This window comes from Acidimicrobiia bacterium (assembly GCA_036396535.1).
Classification (GTDB): Bacteria; Actinomycetota; Acidimicrobiia; order Spongiisociales; family UBA5794; genus DASWKR01.
Genome location: DASWKR010000092.1, coordinates 1 through 19,293, shown reverse-complemented (window position 1 = coordinate 19,293; position 19,293 = coordinate 1). Strand labels below are relative to the sequence as shown.

The window sequence follows — 19,293 nt, the reverse complement described above, 5'->3', positions numbered from 1 at the left end:
GCGCTCGAGCAGATGCTCTCAGCGGTGTCGGACGCCGTCGGCTCGTTCGACGGCCACGTCGTGTACGAGCGCAGGGAGGGACGCCCCGGACTCCTCTTGTTGATCATCCGCGCCGACGAGCCCGTCGGATTCCTCAAGGCGCTACGGAGCCAGGACGGCCGAATCGCCGCGGAAGTCGCCGCCCTGGAGCTGCTCGAGGCGCACCGGCCCCGTTCCTTCTCGGTACCCGAGCTGCTCGTCACCGGGAGGGCGGCCGACGAATGGTCGTATCTGGTCACCACGCCGCTGCCGCCTCGGATGCATCGCATGCAGCGGGGCGCCCCCGACGGGGCGATCCTCGACGAGCTGGCGATGGCCCTCTCGCCCCTCGCCAGGCCGCCTGACACCCCGGCCCATTGGGAGCCGGCCCACGGCGACTTCACACCGTGGAACCTGCGCCGCTTCGGGGATGGGACGCTCGTGCTCATCGACTGGGAGGAGGCAGGGTGGGCGCCGCCGGGCTCCGACATGGTGCTCTACCTGGCGTCGGCGAGCGCCCTCGGCCGTCCGGTGACGGGCCGGCACATCGAGGCCGGTGAGGCCCGCGACTACTGGCTGGCGAGGATCAGAGGCCGGGTCGCCGACCATCTGGCAGCCGGTCGGGGACTGAGCGACCTCGAGCGCGGAATGCTCGGCGCCCTCTCCGGAGAAAAGCCGTGAGCGTCAAGGTCGTCGCCATCACGGGTGCAGGGCGGAGCGGCAGCACGGTCCTCGACAACGTGCTCGGGGAGATCGAAGGCTTCGTGTCGGTCGGAGAGCTGCGTTTCCTGTGGCAACGATCCCTGATCGATCGGAGGCTCTGCGGCTGCGGCAAGACCGTCTACGAATGCGAACTGTGGCCGCGCGTGTTCGAGGCGGCCTTCGGCGGGATCGAGGCGGTCGATGCGGCGCATGTCGCCGGCCTGATGGAACGCGTCAGGACCCGCTATACGCCCGCTGCCGTGCTTCCGCCGGCCCGAGGCTGGTACCGCGGCCGGCTCGCACCATTGGTCCCTTTTCTCGACTCGCTCTACTCGGCGATCGCCGAGACGACGGGCGCCCGCGTGATCGTCGACTCGTCGAAGGTGCCGGCCCACACGTTCCTGCTGTCCCTCGTCCCGTCGATCGACCTCCATGTCGTCCACCTGGTGAGGGATCCGCGAGCGGTCGCCCTCAGCCAGAGCAGACCGAAACGCCAGCTCGACACGACGGACGAGCGCGAGATGACTCGCACGGCGCCTGTCGAGACGGCGGCTTACTGGGTCATGTGGAACGCCGCAACCCGGGCAACGTTCAAGCGCCACCCCAACTACACGATGCTCACCTACGAGTCATTGATGGCAGAGCCGGAGGCGGCGATTCGCATGCTCCTCGACCGGATCGGTGAGCCGGATGCCGTGCTGCCTTTCACGGAGGGACGAACAGTACGGCTCCACCCCAACCACACCGTGTCGGGCAACCCCAGCCGCTTCACGACGGGCGACGTGACATTGCGCGCCGACGAGGCATGGCGCCACGAGATGCGCCCGGCCGACCGGAGGCTGGTCACAGCCGTTGCCGCTCCGTTCATGCGTCCGTACGGGTACCCGTTGCGCCTCACCGCGGATGCCGTCGCATGAGAGAGCGGGGCGAAGTCCGCGCCGTCGGATACCAAGGCCCTTCGGCTACCCTTCCCCCGGGCCCGATGCCATGAACGACGACCTCACGACACTCGAACCGACACTGTTGCGCGCCATCTGGCGTTACAGATGGCTGGTCCTGTTCATCACCCTCGTCTCCGCCTCGGCCGCCTGGTGGTACGCCGGCGCGACGAGCACGGACGAGTTCGTCGCCCTGGCGTCCATCCAGGTGCAGGATCCGAGCTCGACGATCGCGGGACCGAGCGTCTCCACGCAGGTACAACAGCAGTACGTCCGCGACCAGACCGAGCTCCTCAAGTCGGGCGAGGTCGCCCAGCGAGCCCAACTGCTGGCGACGGGCCTCGACGAGGAGTTCCCGTACGACGCTTCGGGCATCACGGAGCAGGCGACGATCAACCAGGTGCAGGACAGCTCGGTGATCGCCGTGCGGTTCAGGGCGTCGGGGGGCGACTGGGCGATCATCGGAGCCAACTCGATCATCGCCGCCTACGAGGACTTGGTCCGCAGCGAGCTGCAGCGCAACACGGAGACCTCTCTCCAGATAATCGACCAGCTCATCGAGGAGAAGCGAGTGGAGGGCGCCGATACCCAGGAGCAGATCGACGCCCTCACGACGGAGCGCTCGGAGGGACGCATCGAGCTGGGGCGTCAACTCGACGACCTCATCGAAGAGCTGGTGAGCCTCAACGATCAGCTCGACGCCACGGTGTCAGAGGAGACGCGGGCGGCGCTCAACGTCCGGGTGCTCCAGGTGCGGGATCAGGTCGATGCCATGAGGGCGGTGATCGCGGCTCTCAGCGAGTCACAGCAGGTGCAGCAGCTCGTGGAGTCGCACACCAGGCTGGAGGACCAGATCGACACCCTCGAGCGCGACCGGCAAGAGATCGTCATCAGCAGCGCCCGGTCGGCCGGAGCCGGGTCGATAAAGACGGAGGCGCTCGAAGCGGCGCCGGTTCAGTCGAACCTGCAACGACTCCTCATCGTGGGCGTCTTCCTCGGCATGCTCGTGGGCTCAGGGTTCGCATACCTGCTGGCGCTGCGACGTCGCACCATCACCGACCGCACCCAGCCGGAGCTGGTCTTGGCAGCGCCTCTCATCGCGGCGGTGCCGAACTTCCTCCAGGAGGGGATCCGCTCCGCTCTTCCGGTGCGCACCGATCCCCGCTCGGCTTCGGCAGAGGCGTTTCGTTTCGCGGCGGCCGGTCTCGACTTCAGCCGCCCCATCACGACCGGCGGCCTGATCACTGCCGGCAAGGTGGTGGCCGTGACGTCGGCGGGGCTGGCGGACGGCAAATCGGTCGTCGCAACGAACACCGCCCTGGCGGCCGCCAAGGAAGGCAAGCGGGTGCTCCTCATCGACGCCGACTTCGGCAACCAGGCCACCACGATGTTGCTGCTCCCCGACGAGCGACCGGCAGCGGGCCTCACGGAGGTCGTCGAGGTCGGGATGCCGCTCCACGAAGCGGTCGTCCAGATCGAGGGTTCGGGATCGACGGGGCTCCACCTGTTGGCGAGGGGGTGGCGACAGACGACGGCACCCGAGTTCTTCCGACTCGGTGCAACCCGCGAGTTCTTCGAGCAGGTCCAGGACTACTACGACCTCGTGATCGTCGACTCGCCCCCGGTGCTCCACATGGCGTACGCCAGCACTCTGCTCGGCCTCGTCGACAAGGTGCTGATCGTCGTGCCTCACGAGTCGAGCGCCACGCTCCTCGAAGAGCTCCAGGATCGGCTCGACCTCGTCGGCACCCCGACGATCGGGTACATCTACAACCTCGCCCCGCTGCGTCCCGAGATGACCAGGACCGAGGGATCGATGCGCGACGTGCTCGGCGGTGCCGCCGAGCTGCCTACGTGAGCTTGCTGCCGACCGTCAGCCGAACGACGTCTCGACCAAGCCGTGCTCCGACAGGTCCTCGAGGAACTTGTCGAGGTCGGCTGCGGCCGTGCCGGGGTCGACGGTGTACTCGCTGAGCAACGCCTCGATGAGATCCGTGTACGTCGCTCCTGGTGCGAGGCGCCGCCACAACGTCGCGCCTGAGTCGTTGAGTGTCATGTACGCGTGCATGCTGTCGTCGAACACAACGATCCGACCATCGAGGTCGTGCCACGCCATGTCCCTCGATCGCAGCCTGTACCGAGGCACCGAACTCGGCGATGAGGTCATAGACTTCCCTTCTGAACGGCAAAATAGCCTCGGCGCGCACCGAATTTCCACACCAATTCCGGATTGGCGGGGCTCGACGGGCGCATGAAGGCCTCCCAAGGCGGCCTGACCTGGGGTAACGACCTCCTGAGGCGAGATCGAGGACGGTGAGGAAATCATGGGCTGGGAAGCCTGGCTGACACTCGTCGTCGTCCTCTTGTCGATCGTCGCGATGGCGAAGGACTTCGTGCCTCCGGCGGCTGCGGTGCTCGGGGCGACCGTGATCCTGCTGCTCACCGGCGTCGTGACGAGCGACGAGGCGTTCGCCGGATTCTCGAACGCGGCGCCTCTGACGATCGCCGTCCTGTACATCGTCGCCGGCGCGGTGTCGCGCACCGGCGTGCTCACACCGCTCATCGCCCGGTCCCTGAATGCGTCCGCCTCGGATCGCAGGACGCTCGCCACCCTGCTCCCTCCGGTTGCAGCGGCGTCCTCCGTTCTCAACAACACGCCGATCGTCGCCGTGCTCGTGCCGGAGATGAGCGCCTGGGCGGCGAGACGCGGCAAGAGCCCGTCGCGCTTCCTCATGCCGATCTCCTTCGCGGCGATCCTCGGCGGGACGGTCACCGTCATCGGCACGTCGACGAACCTGGTCGTCTCGGGACTCATGGACGCCGCAGGGCTCGAGCCCATCGGTTTCTTCGAGATGACGAAGCTGGCGCTGCCGATCGCAGCCCTCGGGCTGCTCGTCGTCGTGTTGCTGGCGCCTCGTGTGCTTCCCGACCGCATCGGCACGCGCCGGGAACTGACCGAGTTCGCCCGCGAGTTCGTGATCGACATGGACGTCGAACAGGGAGGCCCGCTCGACGGTGTGACCGTCGAGGATGGAGGGCTGCGTCACCTCGCCGGGGTGTTCCTCGTCCAGGTGGAACGCGACGGCGAGGTGAACTCAGCCGTTGCCCCGACGATGCGGCTCCGTGCCGGTGACACGCTCCGCTTCGCCGGGAAGGCTGACGACGTGATCGACCTCCACTCGATGCCCGGGCTGGCTTCCGGGGAGCGCGACCAGTTCGTCGGGTTCAACCTGGCGCGATCGAACTTCTTCGAGGCCGTCGTCGGCGCCTCGTCGAACCTCGTCGGGTCGACGCTGAAGGAAGCGAAGTTCCGCAGCCGCTACTCGGCGGCCGTCGTCGCAATCCACAGAGCCGGTCAGCGGATCGACGCCAAGCTCGGCGAGGTGCCGTTGCGCGTCGGCGACACCCTCGTCGTTCTGGCGGACCCCGGATTCCGTGACCGCTGGCGGGACGGCCACGACTTCCTGCTCGTCTCGCCGCTGAGCGGGCCGCTCCCGGTCACCGACAAGCGCGGCTGGTGGGCGGTCGGCGTGCTCTTGGGCGTGGTCGCCTTGGCGGCGACCGGCGTGATGCCGATCCTCAACGCCGGGCTGCTCGGAGCGTTGGCCGTCATGGTGTTGCGGATCGTGACCCCGGGCGAGGCGAGGCGCTCCATCGACCTCGACGTCGTTCTCCTCATCGCAGGCGGGATCGGGCTGTCGAGCGCCATCACGTCCTCCGGCCTCGCCGAGGAGCTCGCCTCACTGCTCGTCTCGGGGCTCGACACGTTCGGGTCGGTCGGCACTCTCGTCGGGATCGTCATCGCCACGGTCATGCTCACCGAGGTGATCTCGAACGTGGCGGCGGCGTCGATCGTGTTCCCGATCTCGGTGGCGGCAGCAGCTTCGCTCGGTTCCGACCCGCGCGGATTCGCCATCGCCATCGCCATCGCCGCCTCGGCTTCGTTCCTGACGCCCATCGGCTACCAGACGAACGTGATGGTGTACGGGCCCGGCGGCTACCGGTACGGCGACTACTCCAGGTTGGGAGCCCCGCTGACAGCGGTGGTCCTGGTGGCACTCACTGTCGGCGTGCCGTTGTTCTGGGGCGTGTGAGCCGCACCACGTTCAGCCTCCGCCGCGACTCGACGACCAGGGCGACCGTGAAGGCCATCTGCAACGACGTGATCGGGTCCTCGAACGCTTCGTCGAGGTTCTGGCTGGCGATGTCGAAGACGGAGTCGACGCCGACCGCGACGACGAAGAGGACGGCGAACGACCCGGCGAGCGCCACGCAGGCCTTGCGCAGCGACTGGCGGCATCGAAGCACGAGCAGGACGGTCGGCCCTCCGACGAGCGTCGCGATCAGCGCCCTGCCCGCGAATTGGGTGTCGGCCCCCCGGCGAGCCGCGCTCTCCCCTAATGCATCGAAGAGCCACGTCCCGAGCTCGCTCGTGAGGTTGAGGACGTCCTCGGCCGCCACGACGAGCGCCAGCGCAGCCAGCGCGATCAGGGCGCCCTCTCTCGTCTCCGAGAAGAGCCACAGGAGGGCGGCGACCATGACGAGCGACTTGAGGACCGACCACACGGTGAACGAGGTACCCACCCCCACCGTGCCATCGCCTGAGAGGATGAGGAGGATGTCGAGGCAGACCGCAGCAACGGCGGTGAACACGAACGCCTCACGTGCAGCGCCCCCAGGCCACAGCTGCCGACTCCCGTCGCTCTCACCCACCACCAGCAGAATACTGCCCGCAACCGGCCCGGGATCGTTGTCGCTCCGCGGCTGCGGCGCGGATGTAGTCTGAGCGCCGCAAGGGGACCCAAAGCAGGCTATGCACATCCGACGAACCGGAACGGCACTTCTGGTGGCGCTGACACTGCTCTTCGCGGTCGTTTCGGCAGTGCTCCTGCGGGTGGCCCCCGCCGCCGCCGAGTTCACGTCGTGTCCCGGGTCGGTCTCCGTCGACGCGGGAGAGTCAGAGGTGAGAACCCTGTCGCTCGACTCGACGAGTGAGGCAGCCCTGACGGAGGAGGCTTCCGGCGACATCACGTCCAGCCTGGCGGACAACCGCGGAGGTCCCGGACCGTGGTCGGCGCAATTGACGATCGGGGCTCCGGCCGGCGCGTCGGCGGGTGGTTCGGTCACCGTCACGGAGCGATCCGATTCGGGGACGTTCACCTGCACGATCTCCGTGACGGTGGTGCCGACGACTCAGCCTCCGACGACGACATCGTCGACGACGACCACCACCACCACCACCACGCAGCCTCCTACGACGACGACCACCACCACCACCACCACGCTGCTGGAAACGACCACGTCCTCGACCACCACCACGACATCGTCGACCACGACGACCACCACCACCACCACCACGCTGCCGGAGACGACCACCACGCCGGCGGCGCCGACAACGGCCGGGCCGTCGACGACGACATCGCTCGCTGCGTTGCCCGGGGACGGCGGCTCGGGTGGACGGAGCCTCGGAACATGGCTCGGCATCGGGCTGCTCGGCGGGCTCCTGCTCCTCGGCTTGTTCCTCCTGATCGGCTACATGCGACCGTCGCACGGCGGACCCGGGCCGCTCACGCGGGTGGCGGCCGGGATCGGCGGCCTGTTCGGCTCGCGCGGTGTGCGCGGGCCGACTCTCTCCCAGCGGGTGAAGCACTCCCAGGTCGGCAGGTCGATCTCGGAGAAGGCGGCCCGCCCCAGGGTGAGGCGTCCGAGCATCTTCAAGCGCACCATCACGTCGGTTCGCAACAGCGAGCTCGCCGAGTCGTGGCGGGCACGTAGGAGCACGAAGGACGTGCGGGCCAAGGTCCAGGAGCGGAGGCGCCAAGCCGAGCGCGGCATCGGGCCGCCTCCGTCCAAGGGCCCGCCCGAGGACGACTAGGCCCGGAGCGTCACAGCCAGGTGCTTCTCGAAGAAGACGCTGATGCGCTCGAGGGCGTCGGAGAACGCAGGCTGGTCGAAGGCGTCGCCCGAGTCGTCGAGGAATCCACGGGAGACCCCGTCGTAGACGACGAGCTCGGCATGAGGGGCGGCGGATCGCACGGAGCCGATCGAGCCCTCCTCGCCCCTCGGCAGCAAGCCGAGGACGGGAGCCGTCACCGCCGAGATGCCGGTGAGGCCATCCTCGGCGGGATAGGCGAGAGCCAGGGCGAGCACGCCGCGCTTGGCGGCGGCAGCAACCGCCAGCTCGGCTCCCGAGCCCAAGGCGAGCAGGCCGTACCCCCGTCCGGCGCTCGACCAGGAGCCTGCCGGATTTGACACGAACTCGACGATGTCATCCAGGTCGGCGGCGGACCTCTCCCCCAGCTCGGGTGCGACGACGGCGAGTCCCTGGCGCGCCAACCTGCGGGAGATGTCCCTGACGGAAGACGTGACGAGCAGCCCGTCGGGGATGAGCAGCACGGTCGGCCACTCCCTCCCGAGATCCGGCCGGGCGATGTAGCCGCGGTGGATCTTCGTGCGCGCCGCGATGCTGCTCGTCCCGAACAGGATCACGACCTTGCCCTCGCCCTTCAGCACGCTCATGCCCGGGCGGTTCCTTCATCAGACATCGGGCGCGAATCTAGCGGGGCGCACGAGACCGACCTCCCCGGCTCGCAGCACCGTCCGGAGGCCGTCCGACATGACGACGAGGCCTCCCCGCTCGTCGATCCCGACTGCGGTGCCGCGGCCCGACGGCTCCCAAGTCACGTCCATGCCGACGGTCGAGCAATGCTCGAGATACTCGCCCCGGCCCCAGCCGGAAGGGCCCCTGCCGATGCGATCGAGCAGGCCGGCGGCCCACTCGTCGGCGACCGTCGCCGCCGTTCCGGGAGCGGGCCGGTCGTCGAGTACCGACCCGCCGCCTGCGACCGGGTTGTCCCACCACAGGTTCACTCCGCAGCCGGCGACGATCACGTCGTCGTGTCTCTCGACGAGCACCCCTGCCACCTTGGCCGCTCCGATGAGCACGTCATTCGGCCACTTCAGCGTCACGGTCCGTTCCGTGATGAGCTCCACCGAGCTCCTGACGGCGAGGCCCGCCACGAGCGGGAGGACGGCTGCGTCTTCAGCCGTCCATCCGGGCAGCCACGCCAGCGAAGCGAAGACCGCGACCGTCGCCTGCTCCCACGGCCTGCCGGACCTGCCGCGCCCGGCCGACTGGCGGTCGGCCGTCACGAGCACCGGCGTCGAGCCGTCCCGTTTCCTCACCTCGGCGAGGGCAGCATCCTGCGTCGACGTCACGTCCGTGAGGTGGACGGTGACGTAAGGTGTAGCCATCTCGGAACCACCGGAGTCGTAAGAGGTGGGACGGAAGGTTAGAAGGGTGCTGCGCAGCGGCCAATCGTGCCCTGCGCCGCCGGCAGCCCGGCGCAGCCGTCACATGGGAGAAGCGCAGTGAGCACCGACGAGAAGATCGAGCATCTCCGCAAGCTGCGCAACGAGGCACTCGCACCGTCCAACCAGCGTGCCGTCGAGCGCCAGCACGACCTCGGGAAGCTGACTGCCAGGGAACGGATCGAGCTTCTGCTCGACAAGGGGTCCTTCCAGGAGCTCGACCTCTTCGTGCGGCACCAAGCCACAGGCTTCGGGATCGAGAATCGCAGGCCGCTCGGGGACGCCGTCGTAACGGGCTGGGGCTCGGTCGACGGCCGCAACGTGCTCGTGTTCGCAGAGGATTTCACTGCCTTCGGGGGGAGCCTCGGCGAGGTCGTCGCCGACAAGATCATCAAGGTCATGGACATGGCCCTCGAGACCGGGTCTCCGCTCATCGGGCTCAAGGACTCCGGAGGCGCCCGCATCCAAGAGGGAGTGGTCGCCCTCGACGGATACGGGAGAATCTTCGAGCGCAACGTGCGTGCGTCGGGGGTGATCCCGCAGATCTCGATCATCATGGGCCCGTGCGCCGGCGGGGCGGTGTACTCGCCCGCCATCACAGACTTCGTGTACCAGGTCGACCAGACGTCGCACCTCTTCATCACGGGACCGGACGTCATCAAAGCGGTCACGGGCGAGGAGGTGACGTTCGAGGAGCTCGGCGGCGCCCAGGCCCACGCTTCGAACTCGGGAGTGACCCATTTCGTGTCCCCCACCGGCCGGGACGCCCTCGACGAGGTCCGCTATCTGCTGTCGTTCCTGCCGCGCAACAACATGGAGGTGCCCCCGTACTTCACTCCGATGGACCGCCCGGACCGTATGGACGAGAACCTCACCTCGGTCATCCCGGACAACCCGAGCCAGCCGTACGACATGGTCGATCTCGTCGAGATGGTCGTCGACGACGGCGAGTTCTACCAGGTGCACGAGCACTTCGCCGGGAACATCGTCGTCGGTTTCGCCAGGCTCGACGGATACACGGTCGGGATCGTCGGCAACCAGCCGTCGGTGCTGGCGGGCACTCTCGACATCAACGCATCCGTGAAGGCGGCGCGCTTCATCCGGTTCTGCGACGCCTTCAACATCCCGGTGATCAGCTTCGTCGACGTCCCCGGATTCCTCCCCGGCGTCGAGCAGGAGCACAACGGCATCATCAGGCACGGGGCGAAGCTGCTGTACGCCTACGCCGAAGCGACCGTCCCCAAGGTGACCGTGATCACCCGCAAGGCGTACGGCGGCGCCTACGTCGTCATGAACTCCCGTTCCCTGCGGGCGGACGCCGTGTTTGCGTGGCCGACGGCCGAGATCGCCGTCATGGGCGCCCAAGGGGCCGTGAACGTCATCCACCGCAGGGCGATCGCCGAGGCGCCCGACCCCGACGAGAGACGCTCGCAACTCATCTCCGAGTACGAGGAGCGGTTCAACAACCCGTACCTGGCGGCGGAGCGGGGCCTCGTCGACGAGATCATCGAGCCGCGCGAGACGCGCCCGAGGCTGATTAGGACCCTCGACGTGCTTCGGACGAAGCGGGAGGTCATGCCGCCGAAGAAGCACGGCAACATCCCGCTGTGAGCGGGGTCGCAGTCCCTCTTAGGATGCCGTCGTGGACTCGGTACTGATCGCCAACCGCGGCGAGATCGCCATTCGGGTGATCCGGGCCGCCCGCGAGCTCGGGCTGCGGACGATCGCCGTCTACTCGGAGTTGGACCGCAACGCCCTCCACGTCGAGCTGGCAGACGAGGCATGGAACATCGGTCCGGCGCCGGCCGCCCAGTCCTACCTCAGCATCGAGAAGATCCTCTCAGTGGCTCGCGACGCCAAGGCGGCCGCCATCCATCCCGGCTACGGGTTCCTTGCCGAGAACGCCGATTTCGCCCAAGCCGTCATCGACGCCGGGCTCGTGTGGGTCGGGCCGCCGCCCGGCGCCATCGCCACGATGGGCGACAAGATCGCATCGCGTGTTGCCGCGACCGAGGCGGGGGTGGCCTGTGTGCCGGGGACCCTCGAGCCTCTGGCGACGCTCGATGAGGTGCGAGCCTTCGCTTTCGAGCACGGGTTCCCGGTCGCCATCAAGGCGGCACACGGAGGCGGAGGCAAGGGGCTCAAGGTCGTGCACACCGAGGACGAGCTCGGCGGAGCATACGAGAGCGCCAAGCGGGAAGCGGACGCCTGGTTCGCCTCACCGGAGGTGTACGTCGAGCGCTACCTCGAGCGGCCGCGCCACATAGAGGCCCAGATCATGGTCGACAAGCACGGCAACTCGTCCTTCCTCGGCGAGCGGGACTGCTCGATCCAGCGTCGTCACCAGAAGCTGATCGAGGAGACGCCGGCTGTCGGGCTGAGCGACGACCAGCGCAAGGCCATCGGCGAAGCCGCCCTCGCCATGGCGGTCGCCGCCGGGTACGAGAACGCCGGAACCGTTGAGTTCCTGGTAGACGAGGACGGATCGTTCTACTTCCTGGAGATGAACACCCGCATTCAGGTCGAGCACACCATCACCGAGATGGTGACGGGGATCGACCTCGTCAAGGAGCAGCTGCGGATCGCAGCAGGAGAGCCGCTCTCGTTCGACTCGGCGCCGCAGGCGAACGGCCACGCCATCGAATTTCGCATCAACGCCGAGGACCCGAGCCGCAACTTCATGCCCAACCCGGGGACGATCGTCGAGTACCGGGAGCCGGCGGGCTTCGGCATCCGGGTCGACAGCGGCGCCAAGGCGGGCTCGGCGATCAGCCAGTACTACGACAACCTCATCGCAAAGCTCGTCGTCTGGGGCCGCGACCGCGACGAGGCACTCGCTCGCGGCCGTCAGGCGCTCCAGTCGTTCGTCATCACCGGGATCGAGACGACGATCCCCGCCCACCTGCTCCTCCTGGCGACGGACGGCTTCCTCGCGGGAGAGCACTACACGAAGTTCGCGGAGGACCGCGTCGACTTCTCGCAGCTCGGCAGGCACACCGCCCCGACTCTCCCAGAGGAGGAGGAGCACGAGGAGCGCACCATGACCGTCGAGGTCGGAGGCAAGCGCTTCGTCGTCAAGTTCTGGGCGCCCGTCATGGCCCCGGCAACCGCAGGCGGCACGAGGGCCGCACCGCGCCGGCGGGCCCCCAAGCTGGAGCGCCAGGCGGTGCCGGCCGGGAACGCCGGGATCATCACGGCGCCGATGCAAGGGACGATCGTCAAGATCCATCATCCGGCGGGTACCGCGGTATCCGCCGGCGACCCGGTGTGCGTCCTCGAGGCGATGAAGATGGAGAACGAGATCAAGTCACCGATCGACGGCGAGATCGTCGAGTTGCGCGTCCAGCCCGGCGACACCGTCGCCTCCGGCGCCGTGATCATGATCGTCCGCTGACCCCGTCTACGCTGCGCCCCGTGAGCAAGCAGATAGGGCCGCACGCCCGGGGCGTGCTGCAGGAGCGCGTCGACGACGAGATTCTGCTGTACAACCCGGCCACGGACACCTACTTCAACCTCAACCCGACGGCGACCGCGGTATGGGATCTCGCCAACGGAGACATGACCGTCGAGGAGATCGCGGCGGAGATCGCAACCGAGTACGGGCAGCTGCTCGATGCCGTCGTCGACGACGTCGCCAAGATCGCAGAGCGATTCGTCGCCGCAGGCCTGCTCGTCGACGCCGAGGGGGCTGAGCCTCAGGCGGTCACTCCGCCGCCTCGCTGATCACCTCGGACAGCGACGGGTGGACCATGAGGGTCTCGAACAGCACGTCGACCCGCACCCGGGCGGTGACCGCCAGAGCGAGCGGAGCGATCAACTCCGAGGCGTTCTTGCCGACCACCGTTCCGCCGAGGACGATGTGGGTCGCCGGGTCGGAGATCACCTTGGCGAAACCGACCGTGTTGGCGGTCATCAGCGCCTTCGGATTGGCGGCGAAGGGGACTTTCGTGATGCGTACCTTGCGACCCTCGGCGGCGGCGTCGACCTCCTCGAGCCCGACGGAGGCGATCTCGGGGTCGGTGAACACGGCCTGAGCGATCTTGCCGTAGTCGAGCGGCTTGACGACCTGCCCGAGCACCAGCCTGGCGACCTTGGTGCCCTGCATCTGCGCGACCGACGAGAGCGGCATCTGGCCGGTGACGTCGCCGGCCGCGAAGATGTGCGGCACCGACGTTCTCTGGTTCTCGTCGACCTTCACGTAGCCGCCGTCCACCTCGACGCCCGCCACGCCGAGCCCGAGATCCTCGGTGTTCGGCAGGGAACCGACCGCCAGCAGGCAGTGGCTGCCCTCGACGGTGCGGCCGTCCTCCGTGGACACCCTGACGACGTCGCCCTCTCGGACGATCGAATTGGCCCGGGAGCCCTTGAGAAGGGTCACGCCCCTGGCGAGGAAGTCCTCTTCGAGCACCGCGGCGACCTCGGCGTCCCGGTATGGCAGCAGGTGGTGCCGCGACACGAGCAGTGTGACCCGGGACCCGAGGCTGGCGAAGATGTGCACCATCTCGACTCCGGTGACGCCGGACCCGACGATCACTATGTGTTCGGGCATGGTGTCGAAGGAATACGCCTCGCGGGTCGTGACCACGCGCTCCCCGTCGACGGGAGCCCAAGACGGGACGAAGGGACGCGACCCGGTCGATATGAGGGCGTGGTCGAACGAGAGGGCGGTGACCCCTCCCTCCGCGTCGGCGACCGCCGCGGTGTGCTGGCCGGTGAAACGCCCCCGGCCGCGATGCACGACGACGTCTTGGAGCTCGAGCATGTCCGAAAAGCCTCGGGCCAGGGTGTTCGTGATCGATGCGACGTGCTCGGCGAGACCGACCATGTCGATGGCGGCTGGGGCGAGATTGTCCGTGATACCGAGCTGGGTGGCCCGTCGTATCGCGGTGAGACGGCTCATCGAAGCGACCATCGCCTTCGATGGGATGCAGTCCCACAGATGGGCGGCGCCGCCGAGGATCTGGTCTTCGACCAGTGTCACGTGGGCGCCGAGGGCGGCGGCTTCGGTGGCGGCGGCATGACCCGCAGGGCCTCCCCCGACCACGAGGAGCCGGGTGACGTAGTCGTGGGCGGAGCGGCCGCTCATCGCGAGGGACGGTAGCGGCCGAACACGTCCCGCAACGCTGCGGACACCTCGCCGACCGTGGCGCCCGCCCGGAGGGCCCGCTTCATCACGGGAAGCAGGTTCTCGTCGCTGCGGGCCGCCTCGCCGACGAGCTCCAGGGACTTCTCGACCTCGTCCCCGTCCCTTCGTGCCCTCGAGGCGACGACCCGGGCGACCTGGTCTCGTTCCAGGGCGGGGTCGGCGGTGGACAGCGGCACCCGAGGATCGTCCGATCGGAAGGCATTGACGCCGACAACGATCGATGATCCCTCCTCGATCCTCTTGGCCGCCTCGTACGCCGACTCCTCTATGAGGCGCTGCTGGTATCCATTCTCGATGGCGGCGATCGCCCCGCCGAGCTCTTCGATGGCGTCGACCATCGCCACGGCGTCGGCCTCCAGCCGGTCGGTGAGCGACTCGACGAAGTACGAGCCTGCCAGCGGATCGACGACGGATGCGACCCCCGACTCGTACGCCAGGATCTGCTGGGTACGCAACGCCAACAGCGCCGACTCCTCGGTGGGGAGGCCGAGCGCCTCGTCGAAGGCGTTCGTGTGGAGCGACTGGGTGCCGCCCAGAGTGGCAGCCAGAGCCTGCACCGCCGTACGAACCACGTTGTTGTTCGGCTGTTGCGCAGTCAGGCTCGACCCGGCGGTCTGGGTGTGGAATCTCATCCGCATCGAGTCCGGGTTGACGGCCCCCATGCGGTCGCGCACGAGGCGGGCCCACAGGCGACGCGCCGCCCGGTACTTGGCGACCTCCTCGAACAGGTCGTTGTGTGCGTTCCAGAAGAACGAGAGACGGGGGCCGAACACGTCGACGTCGAGGCCCGCCGACTTGGCCGCCCGGACGTACGCCAGCCCGTTGGCGATGGTGAACGCGATCTCCTGGGCGGCGGTCGACCCGGCCTCGCGAATGTGGTAGCCCGAGATCGAGATCGTGTTCCAGTTGGGTAGCTCGGCCGCGCAATAGGCGAACGTGTCCGTGACGATGCGCATCGAGGGCTCGACCGGGTAGATGTAGGTTCCCCGTGCGATGTACTCCTTGAGGATGTCGTTCTGCACGGTGCCTCTGATGGCCGCCGGCTCGACTCCCTGCTCCTCTGCGACGAGCTGGTACAGCAGCAACAGGATGGCGGCGGTGGCGTTGATCGTCATCGAGGTGGTCACGTCCGCCAGCGGGATGCCGGCGAAGAGCCGACGCACGTCATCGATCGAGTCGATGGCGACCCCGACCTTCCCGACCTCGCCGGCGGCGAGCGGGTCGTCCGAGTCGAGCCCCATCTGCGTCGGGAGATCGAAGGCGACGGACAGCCCTGTCTGGCCGGCTTCGAGGAGCGCCCTGAAGCGCCGATTCGTGGCGTCCGCCGTCCCGAAACCGGCGTACTGTCTCATCGTCCACTGCCGACCCAGATACATCGTCCGGTACGGTCCTCTGGTGAACGGGAACTCGCCGGGCGCGCCGAGTTGGGTGGCGGGATCCCACCCGTCGAGGGCTTCTGGACCGTAGATCTCGGCGCGCTCCCCAAAGTCAGGCATTTCCACAACTCAATTTCGGCGACGCCCTAACATCGAAGCGGTTCCCGCGATGTTACCGATCGGGAACCTTTTCACGTATCTCGACGCTTCTCGATCCGAGGCCCATGGACCCGAGTATTCACCTGGCTGAGCGACGCGAGCGGCGCGGCAAGCGGATCTCCTCGCTGGCGCTGATCGTCGTCACGACCCTGCTCGGCGCAGCCCTCCTCGGGCTCTTCGGGTTCCTGGAGGCGGACGCGGCGTTCGGCACCGTCCTCGGTCTGGAGGACCGGTACATCTGCGATGCCGACGACTTCAGCCTCGAGTTCCCCGAGATCGGCCAGCTCTCCGAGATCTACACGTCCGACGACGTCCTCCTCGGCCAGCTCACTCTCCGCAACAGCCAGCCGGTAGCCCTCGAGGACGTGCCGCCGATGGTCCGGGACACCGTCCTCGCCGCCGAAGACTCGGATTTCTACGACCACGAGGGCGTCGACTTCCGGGCCATCTTCAGGGCCGCCCTCGAGAACGCCCGGGGTAACAGCGCCGGCCTCCAAGGTGGATCGACCATCACCCAGCAGGTCGTCAAGCAGAACTTCCTGTCGACCGAGCAGACGATCGAGCGGAAGCTGTGCGAGGCCGTCATCGCCGCCGAGATGGAGCGTCGCTATTCGAAGGACGAGATCCTCGAGTTCTACATGAACTCGGTGTTCTACGGTGAGAACGCCTACGGGGTGAAGGCGGCCGCCCTCGAGTACTACGGCAAGGACCTCGACGAGCTGACCATCGCCGAGGCGGCGGCCATGGTGACGCCGATCCGCAACCCGTCCCTCTACGACCTCAGGGACAACCCGCTCGCCGTCGTCAGGGCACGCAACTCGGTCATCACCGAGATGGAGGACAACGAGTTCATCACCCCGGCCGAGGCCGAGGCTGCCAGGCGCGAGCCGCTCGAGGTGATCCAGCACCGCGACTTCGAAGAGCTGGCTCCCCAGGTGGTCATCGCGGCGCGTGAGGAGTTGTTGCGCGACCCGAAGTACGGCCTCGGTGCGACGTACCTCGACAGGCGGCGGGCCCTCTTCGGGTGCCGGGCGGAGGACACGACCTGTCAGGGTGGCGGCGGCCTCAAGGTGACCGTCACGGTCAACTACGAGCTGCAGATCTACGCCAACGAGCTGCTGCGGTCTTGGTTCCGCGACCCGACCGGGCCGACCAGCGCCATCGCCATGGTCGACAATCGCAGCGGTGCGGTGAAGGTCATGGCGAGCGGCCTCGAGTTCGGCGAAGATGTCGCATCCGGCCAGCGCCCCTACGACCTGGCGACAAAGGGCCGCCGACAGGCAGGGTCCGCCTTCAAGCCCTTCGCGCTGGCGGCCGCCCTCGAGAGCGGAGCCGAGAGCGGGTGGGCGATCACGCTCGGCACCCACTGGTCGAAGCAGAGCCCGATCGAGCTCGAGTGCCCGTACGTCTGCAGCTCGCAAGGGAACACGTGGACGGTTCGCAACTTCAGCCCCAACTCGTCGGGGGTGCAAACGCTGGAGGAGGCGACGATCTCGTCGACGAACACGGTGTTCGCGCAGGTCGCGCTGGCAGTCGGCCCGGAGAAGATCGCCGAGATGGCGCACCGGATGGGCATCGAGTCCCCGCTCAACCCGGTGCCGTCGATCGTGCTCGGCTCGCAGAGCGTGAGCCCGCTCGAGATGGCAGCCGCATATTCGACACTCGCCAACTTCGGCGAGAGGGTCGAGAGCTACCTCGTCGAGCGGGTCGAGGATCGCGAGGGCAACGTCATCTACCAGCACGAGACCGTTCGGGAGCGGGTGCTCAACGAGGCCCTCGCAGCCGCAGAGGTGGCGGCACTCGAGAAGGTGGTCTCCCAGGGCACGGCGACGCGCGCCCGCCTCGCCACCCCCCGCCCGCAAGCGGGCAAGACCGGAACCGCCCAGAACTTCCGGGACGTGTGGTTCATGGGCTTCATCCCGCAGTACACCACCGCCGTGTGGGTGGGACACCCCGACGCCCAGATAGCCATGGAGAACTTCAAGGTGTATCCGCCGGAGAGCGACGGCCAGACGATCGGGAGGGCAACCGGTGGCACGGTGGCCGCACCGATCTGGAAGGTCTTCATGGATCATGTGACTGCCGAGCTCGAGATCGAGGACTTCCCGGAGGAGCCGTCGGGTACCGACGTGTACCGGCAGGTGCCGTTGACCGAGGTACCGGACATCTCCGGCTTGTCGCTCGAGCAGGCGAGGCAGGCCATCTTCGCGGCGGGCCTCTTCGCAGCGGTCGTCGACGTGCCATCGCTCGAGCCGGAGGGGACGATCCTGGGCGTGAGCCCTCCTCCCGGCACGACGCTCGAACAGGGCAAGACGGTCTCGATCAGGGTGTCGACCGGCGAGCTGGTGACCATGATCGACCTGACGGGCCTCCGGGTCGACAAGGTGGACGCAGCGCTCGAGGAGTTCAACGAAGCGACCGGCGCCGAAGCCACGTGGGTGATCCGCGAGACGGAGACCGACGATCGGCGGGAGTGGGGCCGTGTCCTGCGTACGCGGCCTGCGGCCGGCGAGGCCATCGACTTCGGTGTCGAGATAGTCGTGGTCGTCGGCGCCCCGCCGACGGCGGAGAACTCGTTTCTCTGATTCAGCCGAGCCTGGCTTCCATCTCGTCGAGCTTGCCGTGCAAGGCGGCCTCGAGGGCGTCGAGCCTCTCGATCGGGTCGTCGATCTCGAGGAGTCGCTGCCGATCGAGCTGCTCGATGGGCGCCGTTGCGCTCAGCGTCCACACTGCGGCACTCTGCGCGTCCGGGAGCTCGAGATCGATCGATGGGATCTCGGCTCCGAGCTCGATCGCCATCGCCATCACCCTGCGCCACGTCCTGGCGGTCCTTTCGAGCGCTTCGGCGAGCACGTCCGTGTCGGCCTCCATCTCCTCGATGGGCTCCGTGACTGCTCTCGGATACGGTCTGTCCTCGAGCCATTCGACGACGCGAAACCGCTGAGTGCCCACCGCCACGATCATGAGCCGGTTCTCGGTCAGCCGACCCGCCCTGACGATCTTGGCGAACGTGCCGACGTCGAAGCGGGTGTCGCCTCCCCCGACCTCGGCCCCGCGTTCGATGAGGACGACGCCGAACCTGCCGTCGGCGCGCAGCGCCTCGTCGACCATCGTCAGGTACCGATGCTCGAACACCTGAAGCGGAAGAACGGCGTGCGGGAACAGGACACTCCCGAGCGGGAACATGCGGGTCACCTCGTCCATCCCTCGCGAGTATGGGAGGCGGGGCCGGGCACGGCAACGTGACGCGTCCGGAATCCCCGCCCCACGAGCGGATTCGTCGATTTTTGAGAAGTATCCCATGACTGTAGAAGGTAGACTCGGAGGGCTTGACAGGCCGATACGAGAACTAGTTGAGGAGTGGTTGGAGAGCGGCGAAGACGTTCTCCCTGACGTACTTCGCGAGCGCTTGCAGCAGGTCGAGGACGGGCTGGTCCCGCCATGGTCCGGGCTCGCGCAGCGCTACGAACGGGGGGGAGTCGATCTTCACATCCATGTCATGTGGGTCGATCTCACTCTGGAAGGTCAACATGATCGTGTTGCCGCTGGTGGTGCCCGAACCGAAGTCCATTTGAATGGTGTCTGTGCTCACTTGGTACACGGAGAGTCTGTCTCGGAGCATGGCGCTTCCCACGAGCGGGAG

17 protein-coding genes are annotated in these 19,293 nt (G+C 67.8%); 9 read left to right on the top strand and 8 right to left on the bottom strand.

Annotation, left to right across the window (positions count from 1 at the left end; genetic code table 11):
• The 3 genes from VGC47_15210 to VGC47_15200 form a co-directional block, all read left to right on the top strand.
• Positions 1-699: phosphotransferase (locus VGC47_15210; protein HEX9856659.1), on the top strand; the 699-nt coding region annotated here is incomplete at its 5' end.
• Entirely contained in the window at positions 696-1,637 is a 942-nt protein-coding gene (locus tag VGC47_15205) for a sulfotransferase (GenBank protein HEX9856658.1), read from the top strand. The genes VGC47_15210 and VGC47_15205, both read left to right, overlap by 4 nt.
• Before the next feature lie 70 nt (positions 1,638-1,707).
• Positions 1,708-3,516: an AAA family ATPase gene (locus tag VGC47_15200; GenBank protein HEX9856657.1), complete on the top strand. Its 1,809-nt coding sequence runs from the start codon at positions 1,708-1,710 to the stop codon at positions 3,514-3,516.
• Between the two features lie 15 nt (positions 3,517-3,531).
• On the opposite strand, the gene VGC47_15195 is transcribed toward VGC47_15200, so the two are convergent.
• Positions 3,532-3,774: a PqqD family protein gene (locus tag VGC47_15195; protein ID HEX9856656.1), complete on the bottom strand. Its 243-nt coding sequence runs from the start codon at positions 3,772-3,774 to the stop codon at positions 3,532-3,534.
• A 208-nt stretch (positions 3,775-3,982) separates the two neighbouring features.
• Here VGC47_15195 and VGC47_15190 point away from each other — a divergent pair, with 208 nt between their 5' ends.
• Positions 3,983-5,752: an SLC13 family permease gene (locus VGC47_15190; protein ID HEX9856655.1), complete on the top strand. Its 1,770-nt coding sequence runs from the start codon at positions 3,983-3,985 to the stop codon at positions 5,750-5,752.
• Here VGC47_15190 and VGC47_15185 read toward each other — a convergent pair.
• On the bottom strand, positions 5,718-6,371 hold the full coding sequence (locus VGC47_15185) for a hypothetical protein (GenBank protein HEX9856654.1): 654 nt from the start codon (positions 6,369-6,371) through the stop codon (positions 5,718-5,720). The two genes, VGC47_15190 and VGC47_15185, sit on opposite strands and share 35 nt — an antisense overlap.
• A 100-nt stretch (positions 6,372-6,471) precedes the next feature.
• Here VGC47_15185 and VGC47_15180 point away from each other — a divergent pair, with 100 nt between their 5' ends.
• Positions 6,472-7,533: a hypothetical protein gene (locus VGC47_15180; GenBank protein HEX9856653.1), complete on the top strand. Its 1,062-nt coding sequence runs from the start codon at positions 6,472-6,474 to the stop codon at positions 7,531-7,533.
• Here VGC47_15180 and VGC47_15175 read toward each other — a convergent pair.
• Both VGC47_15175 and VGC47_15170 read right to left on the bottom strand, forming a co-directional pair.
• Complete coding sequence (locus tag VGC47_15175) at positions 7,530-8,177, bottom strand: dienelactone hydrolase family protein (protein ID HEX9856652.1); 648 nt, start codon at positions 8,175-8,177, stop codon at positions 7,530-7,532. The genes VGC47_15180 and VGC47_15175 overlap by 4 nt on opposite strands.
• An 18-nt stretch (positions 8,178-8,195) precedes the next feature.
• A complete protein-coding gene (locus VGC47_15170; protein ID HEX9856651.1) occupies positions 8,196-8,912 on the bottom strand; it encodes a biotin--[acetyl-CoA-carboxylase] ligase in 717 nt (238 codons plus the stop codon).
• 117 nt (positions 8,913-9,029) lie between these two features.
• Between VGC47_15170 and VGC47_15165 the strand changes: the two genes are divergently transcribed.
• The 3 genes from VGC47_15165 to VGC47_15155 are packed head-to-tail and all read left to right on the top strand — an operon-like array spanning position 9,030 to position 12,692.
• Positions 9,030-10,580 (top strand): acyl-CoA carboxylase subunit beta, encoded by a 1,551-nt coding sequence (locus tag VGC47_15165; protein HEX9856650.1) that lies wholly within the window; start codon positions 9,030-9,032, stop codon positions 10,578-10,580.
• A gap of 31 nt (positions 10,581-10,611) precedes the next feature.
• Positions 10,612-12,363 (top strand): acetyl-CoA carboxylase biotin carboxylase subunit, encoded by a 1,752-nt coding sequence (locus tag VGC47_15160; protein ID HEX9856649.1) that lies wholly within the window; start codon positions 10,612-10,614, stop codon positions 12,361-12,363.
• Positions 12,364-12,383: 20 nt separating this feature from the next.
• Positions 12,384-12,692, top strand: a complete 309-nt coding sequence (locus VGC47_15155; protein HEX9856648.1) for a PqqD family protein — start codon at positions 12,384-12,386, stop codon at positions 12,690-12,692.
• On the opposite strand, the gene VGC47_15150 is transcribed toward VGC47_15155, so the two are convergent.
• Positions 12,673-14,055, bottom strand: a complete 1,383-nt coding sequence (locus tag VGC47_15150) for an FAD-dependent oxidoreductase (protein HEX9856647.1) — start codon at positions 14,053-14,055, stop codon at positions 12,673-12,675. The two genes, VGC47_15155 and VGC47_15150, sit on opposite strands and share 20 nt — an antisense overlap.
• A complete protein-coding gene (locus tag VGC47_15145) occupies positions 14,052-15,611 on the bottom strand; it encodes a methylmalonyl-CoA mutase family protein (protein ID HEX9856646.1) in 1,560 nt (519 codons plus the stop codon). Before VGC47_15145 ends, VGC47_15150 begins: the two co-directional genes overlap by 4 nt.
• 104 nt (positions 15,612-15,715) lie before the next feature.
• Between VGC47_15145 and VGC47_15140 the strand changes: the two genes are divergently transcribed.
• A complete protein-coding gene (locus VGC47_15140) occupies positions 15,716-18,235 on the top strand; it encodes a transglycosylase domain-containing protein (GenBank protein ID HEX9856645.1) in 2,520 nt (839 codons plus the stop codon).
• Between the two features lies 1 nt (position 18,236).
• On the opposite strand, the gene VGC47_15135 is transcribed toward VGC47_15140, so the two are convergent.
• Together VGC47_15135 and VGC47_15130 are read right to left on the bottom strand one after the other, a co-directional pair.
• On the bottom strand, positions 18,237-18,854 hold the full coding sequence (locus VGC47_15135; protein ID HEX9856644.1) for an LON peptidase substrate-binding domain-containing protein: 618 nt from the start codon (positions 18,852-18,854) through the stop codon (positions 18,237-18,239).
• Positions 18,855-18,999: 145 nt separating this feature from the next.
• Positions 19,000-19,293 (bottom strand): hypothetical protein (locus tag VGC47_15130; protein HEX9856643.1); only part of this gene is annotated, 294 nt, incomplete at its 5' end.

Coding starts and splice junctions, on each gene's coding strand:
- VGC47_15145 (HEX9856646.1), bottom strand. CDS start 15,611: ATGCCTGACTTTGGGGAGCGCGCCGAGATCTACGGTCCAGAAGCCCTC.
- VGC47_15170 (HEX9856651.1), bottom strand. CDS start 8,912: ATGGCTACACCTTACGTCACCGTCCACCTCACGGACGTGACGTCGACG.
- VGC47_15175 (HEX9856652.1), bottom strand. CDS start 8,177: ATGAGCGTGCTGAAGGGCGAGGGCAAGGTCGTGATCCTGTTCGGGACG.
- VGC47_15200 (HEX9856657.1), top strand. CDS start 1,708: ATGAACGACGACCTCACGACACTCGAACCGACACTGTTGCGCGCCATC.
- VGC47_15180 (HEX9856653.1), top strand. CDS start 6,472: ATGCACATCCGACGAACCGGAACGGCACTTCTGGTGGCGCTGACACTG.
- VGC47_15140 (HEX9856645.1), top strand. CDS start 15,716: ATGGACCCGAGTATTCACCTGGCTGAGCGACGCGAGCGGCGCGGCAAG.
- VGC47_15190 (HEX9856655.1), top strand. CDS start 3,983: ATGGGCTGGGAAGCCTGGCTGACACTCGTCGTCGTCCTCTTGTCGATC.
- VGC47_15135 (HEX9856644.1), bottom strand. CDS start 18,854: ATGGACGAGGTGACCCGCATGTTCCCGCTCGGGAGTGTCCTGTTCCCG.
- VGC47_15150 (HEX9856647.1), bottom strand. CDS start 14,055: ATGAGCGGCCGCTCCGCCCACGACTACGTCACCCGGCTCCTCGTGGTC.
- VGC47_15195 (HEX9856656.1), bottom strand. CDS start 3,774: ATGGCGTGGCACGACCTCGATGGTCGGATCGTTGTGTTCGACGACAGC.